The organism is Burkholderia sp. LMG 13014 (genome assembly GCF_905232215.1).
GTDB lineage: Bacteria > Pseudomonadota > Gammaproteobacteria > Burkholderiales > Burkholderiaceae > Burkholderia.
Map to the genome: position 1 here is coordinate 1 of NZ_CAJNKE010001021.1, position 1218 is coordinate 1218.

A 1218-nucleotide genomic window follows, 5' to 3' on the forward strand; every position below is an offset into this window, starting at 1 on the left:
CACCACCGAGCGGGCTTCCACGCGGGGGCGGCCGCGCCGCTCACTCCGTGCGGGTTCCGAGCAAAACAGACCCTCGACCAGCGCCCACTCGTTATCTCTCAAATCGTCGAACAGCATCATGTCCTCACCTCAGCGAAGCTAACTCCGGTGCGCTGCCCTGCGCCGCGCACTCTTCAAGCACTCGATCGTCGAGTGCCGGGTGGGGGCGTCCGGTTGGCCGGCAGCGGCGTTTCTGCTCTTCCGTCCGACGAAACCTGCGCCCTGTGCGCCAGGTAATGCACGAAGCGTGCCATGTCGGAGGTAATTCCCTCGAGAGCCGCTTGGCAGCGAGCTAACGGCTTAGTCAGCTAGGGGCGTATGAGACGCCAAAATAACCCGCCAGCAAATCGGGACAATCACCAATCTTGTGCAGTTCGCCCGCGCCACGTGCGTTCGCGGATGTATTGCACCGCAGCGAAACATGTGGGGTAGGTGCCTGATTCGCACATCGACCCCGGATCGCGCATTAAAATCACGCATCGATATCGACGATTGATGAGGTCGGGAAATGAACGTCACGCTGCGCCAGCTTCGCGTTTTCATCGAGGTCGCGCGGCTCAAGAGCTTCAGTCGCGCGGGCGGCGAGATCGGGCTCACGCAGTCCGCGGTCAGCCGCTGCGTACGCGAGCTCGAAGCCGAGCTCGGGCTGAAGCTGATCGACCGCACGACGCGCGACGTGCAGTTGACCGATGTCGGCGCGAACCTGATCGCGAGCGTGTCCCGTCTGCTCGACGATCTCGACGACACGCTGCGTGAGATTCGCGAGATCGGCGAGCAGCGCCGCGGGCGCGTGATCGTCGCGGCCAGCCCGACGATCGCATGCAGGCTGATGCCGCGCGTGGTGGCGTCGTGCGAGCGCCAGTTCCCGTTCGTGACGCTGGGCTTGCGCGATGACGTGCAGAGCGACGTGTTGCGCAAGGTGAAGTCGAGCGAGGTCGATTTCGGCGTCGTGATCGGGCCGCTCACGGATGTCGATCTGGTCTGCGAATCGCTGATGACCGATTCGTTCTGCCTGGTCGCACGCGCCGACCATCCGCTCGCGGCGCGTGCCGAGGTGCCCTGGACGGCGCTGGACGGCGAGCGCCTCGTGCTTCTCGACCATGCGTCGGGAAGCCGGCCGCTGATCGATGCCGCGCTGGCCGCCCATCGCGTCAACGCGACGGTCATGCAGGAACTCGG

Annotated in this window: 1 protein-coding gene; it reads left to right on the forward strand. The window is 65.0% G+C overall.

Translation table 11 applies throughout. The features are described 5' to 3' along the window. Positions 1–547 precede the first annotated feature (547 nt). Positions 548–1218 (forward strand): LysR family transcriptional regulator (locus JYJ84_RS37065; RefSeq protein ID WP_205190337.1); only part of this gene is annotated, 671 nt, incomplete at its 3' end.